The 4,063-nt window shown below is 44.4% G+C and carries 3 protein-coding genes; 1 reads left to right on the top strand and 2 read right to left on the bottom strand.

Features of this window, described 5'->3' with window-relative positions:
• Positions 1–207 precede the first annotated feature (207 nt).
• Complete coding sequence (pyrG, locus tag PI95_RS34790; RefSeq protein ID WP_039739102.1) at positions 208–1,845, bottom strand: CTP synthase; 1,638 nt, start codon at positions 1,843–1,845, stop codon at positions 208–210.
• An 87-nt stretch (positions 1,846–1,932) separates the two neighbouring features.
• Here pyrG and PI95_RS34785 point away from each other — a divergent pair, with 87 nt between their 5' ends.
• A complete protein-coding gene (locus PI95_RS34785) occupies positions 1,933–3,687 on the top strand; it encodes an N-acetylmuramoyl-L-alanine amidase (RefSeq protein ID WP_039740483.1) in 1,755 nt (584 codons plus the stop codon).
• Between the two features lie 171 nt (positions 3,688–3,858).
• Here the strand turns inward: PI95_RS34785 and PI95_RS36555 are convergent.
• Positions 3,859–4,063 (bottom strand): hypothetical protein (locus tag PI95_RS36555; RefSeq protein WP_236117339.1); only part of this gene is annotated, 205 nt, incomplete at its 5' end.

Genomic DNA, 4,063 nt, shown 5'->3' with positions numbered 1-4,063 from the left:
GATCCGCAACCACCCACGAGTATTTTTTATGTTCGCGCTTCGCGTCTCCCCGAATCGAGAAGCCTGTCCACATTTGTCTAGGGAAGACCTCGCCCCCTTGAGAAGGGGGGTTAGGGGGGATCTTCGCGTAATGTAACTCAAATTTTAGATCCCCCAACCCCCTTAATAAGGGGGCTTAAGAAGCGTTAATGACTAATGATTAATTACTTAAAATACTTCTAATGGTGCTGCAAAATTCGAGGTAGGATGAGAACGAGCGATCGCTGCTTCCATAAATCCTGCAAATAATGGATGAGGTGCCGAAGGACGCGAAAGAAATTCTGGATGAAATTGGCAAGCTATAAAGAACGGATGATGCGGTAATTCAATCATTTCTACTAAGCGTCCATCAAGAGATGTGCCGCTTATCACATACCCAGATTCTAAAAATAGCTGGCGATAAGCGTTGTTAAATTCGTAGCGATGGCGATGACGTTCGTAAACTACATCTTGTTGATATAGGTGAAAAGCCATTGTATTCGGTAGAACTCGGCAAGTATACAAACCTAAACGCATTGTACCGCCTAAATCAACTACATCCTGCTGTTCTGGCAAAAGGTTAATTACAGGATTTGTAGTAATAGGGTTAAATTCGGCACTATTAGCATCTGTAAATCCCGCAACGTTCCTTGCCCATTCAATTACAGAACATTGCATTCCTAGACACAAACCTAAGAAGGGAATGTGCCTTTCGCGTGCATAATTAATCGCGGCAATCTTACCATCTACGCCTCTAGTACCGAAACCTCCGGGTACAATTATTCCATCGACACCTTCAAGATGCTTTTCGACATCTTCAACTTCTAGCGTCTCGGAATTTACCCAGCGTAAAACTAATTCTCCATTAGTGGCGATCGCTCCATGTCTCAATGCTTCGACAACCGACAAATAAGCGTCACTTAACCTGACATACTTCCCGACAATCGCAATTTCAACTTGATATTTAGGACTGTACAACCTTTCAACCATAGTTTGCCACTCCACTAAGTCGGGAATGCGTTGTTCCATTTGCAGCAAATCAAGTACTTGCTCTGCCAGCCCTTCTTGTTCTACAATGAGCGGTACTTCATAAATACTCTTGGCATCTTGAGCCGTGATGACGCATTCGGCAGGTACATCACAGAATTCTGACAACTTCTGTTTTAAGCCGTTTGGTAAAGGGCGATCGCACCGACATACTAAAATATCCGGTTGAATGCCAATAGAACGCAATTCTTTCACAGAATGCTGTGTTGGCTTCGTTTTCATCTCACCCGCTGAAGCAATCCACGGTATCAAGGTAACGTGCATGTACAATACATTTTGCCGCCCTACTTCTTTGCGAAACTGGCGAATTGCTTCTAAAAACGGCAATGATTCAATATCCCCCACCGTTCCGCCTATTTCCGTAATTACCACATCAGGAGTAGTATCACGAGCAACCCTCATAATCCGCTCTTTAATTTCGTTGGTAATATGAGGAATTACCTGCACCGTGCCGCCATTATAATCTCCGCGCCGCTCTTTGTTAATTACGGCTTGGTAAATCGAACCAGTGGTAACACTGTTAAGACGCGACATTGATGTATCAGTAAAGCGTTCGTAATGTCCTAAATCTAAATCCGTCTCAGCACCATCTTGGGTAACAAACACCTCCCCATGCTGAAAAGGACTCATTGTCCCCGGATCGACGTTAATATAAGGATCTAGTTTGAGAATTGACACCGAATAATTGCGCGATTTGAGCAATCGTCCCAGACTAGCTGCGACAATTCCCTTACCAATACTGGAAACTACGCCCCCAGTAACAAAGACAAACTTAGTCATAGTATTTACATTTTCTAGCAACTTCTAAAAATACATGCCGTCATTGTGCCACAGTAATTGTGTTATTCAATTTTCTTCAATTTGGCTGTGAAAAGTGTTTTCGGCTTGGTATTATTAAGCTCTATAGTCATATCCTCCCCAACTTTGGCTCAAGAGCAATCTCTCAATATAGTTTTTCCAAGAGCAGACTACCAAACCAGTGCAGAAAAAATTTTCTTTCTGGGTACAGCACCTGCAAATGGAGAAGTTCTCATCAATGGTAAACCGATAACTCGCAGCAAAGCAGGACATTTTGCCCCAAGTTTGCCTTTACAGTTAGGAGAAAATCTCTTTACTGTGCGCTATCAAAATCAAGAGCGTCAAATTAAGGTTACAAGAATATCTTCTCTACCTGAGATACCAAAAGGGTTAGCTTTTGCCAAAGATTCTCTGACTCCAGCGGCAGATATTGCTAAACTAGCGGGGGAACTCATTTGTTTTAGCGCGATCGCACCCAAAGATGCCACAGTATCTGTCAAAGTGGCAAATCAAAATATTCCCCTTTTACCTCAACCAACTCAAGCGCAACTGCCAAGCAATTTAGCCGCGCTAACCGGAAATAATCAGCCAAACACCCAATCTAACGTTGGGAAGTACGAGGCTTGCACTACAATAGATGCTGCTGCCGATTTGGGACAACCTCAATTTCAACTAACGCTGAATGGTAAAACCATAACTCAGCTCGGTGCTGGAAAAATTCAAATTCTCTCACCCGCGCAATTACAAGTTGCTGAGGTGACGGTAGATGCTGGAGTTGCTCGTACTGGTCCTTCTACAGATTATTCTAGATTAACACCGTTACCCAAACAAACACGCGCCACAGTCACGGGTAAAGAGGGTGAATGGTTGCGCTTGGATTATGGTGCTTGGATTAATAGTAAGGAAACTCGCATTTTATCAGGTGCAGTTCCACCCCGGACAATTATTCGCAGTGTGGGATATCGTCAACTTGCGAATGCGACGGAAATAGTTTTTCCGTTGCAAGTTCCTGTGCCGGTTAGCGTACAGCAAGGCGATCGCTTTCTCACCCTGACGCTTCACAATACTACGGCGCAAACAGACATTATCAGGAGCGTTGATAATGCCTTAATTTCTCGCCTAGATTGGCAGCAGTTGCCTCAATCCGGCGTGCAATATACTTTTAACCTCAAAAGAAACCAACAGTGGGGATATAAGCTGAGATACGACGGAACAAGTTTAGTTTTGTCTTTGCGTCAACCCCCAGAAATCCGCAAAAATGACAAGCCGCTATCTGGCATCAAGATTTTACTCGATCCGGGACACGGCGGTAAAGAATCTGGGGCAAGCGGTCCGACTGGGTATTTAGAAAAAGACTTAAATTTGGTTGTGTCGAAGTTGCTGCGGGATGAGTTGGTAAAACGAGGGGCAACGGTGGTGATGACGCGGGAAGATGATAAGGAAGTTTCTTTAGGCGATCGCCAAGCAATCATTGATAAAGAAGAACCAGCAATTTCTATTTCCATTCATCACAATTCTTTACCTGATGATGGTGATGCGGAGAAAATCAAGGGTTTTGCTGCTTTTTGGTATCATCCCCAAGCTCACAGTTTAGCTCTATTTTTGCATAATTATGTAGTTAAGAAGTTAAAGCGTCCTGCTTATGGTGTATTTTGGGATAACTTGGCGTTGACACGTCCAGCAAGTACGCCGTCGGTGTTGTTGGAATTGGGTTTTATGAGTAATCCGGATGAATTTGAATTGGTGACGAATCCGGAAGAACAAAAGAAGGAAGCGAGCGCGATCGCTCAAGGTATTGTCGAGTGGTTTAAAAGCGATCGTTAAAAGCCCTTCCTACTAAAAGCACTTTCTCTTTTTCGGTGGTAATGGGGAATGGGTAATGGGGAATGGGTAATGGGGAATGGGGAATGGGTCGGGGATAAGAGGGGAAAAGGGGAAAGGAAAAAAGGGGCGCATGGTAAGAAATAAAATGCGCGAATTATTTTGAATCACTCTTTATTTTCTACACCTTTCACGGCAGGTGCTACAAACTCCTCCACCCCCGCAACGCACTGCCTCCCCTTTTCCCTTTACCCTTTCCCCCTCAACAAAATTGCCCATTGCCCTATGCCCAATGACGGCAGGTGCAGATAGCGCTAGGGCAGTCGCTACAAACTCCTCCACCCCCGCAACGCGCTGCCGTATGTGTACCCGCGCAACG

It is taken from the genome of Hassallia byssoidea VB512170 (genome assembly GCF_000817785.2).
Lineage (GTDB): Bacteria > Cyanobacteriota > Cyanobacteriia > Cyanobacteriales > Nostocaceae > Hassallia > Hassallia carrinoi.
The sequence above is the reverse complement of the archived record's forward strand: the minus strand, read 5'-3'. Positions and strand labels throughout refer to the sequence as shown.

Coding starts and splice junctions, on each gene's coding strand:
- pyrG (WP_039739102.1), bottom strand. CDS start 1,845: ATGACTAAGTTTGTCTTTGTTACTGGGGGCGTAGTTTCCAGTATTGGT.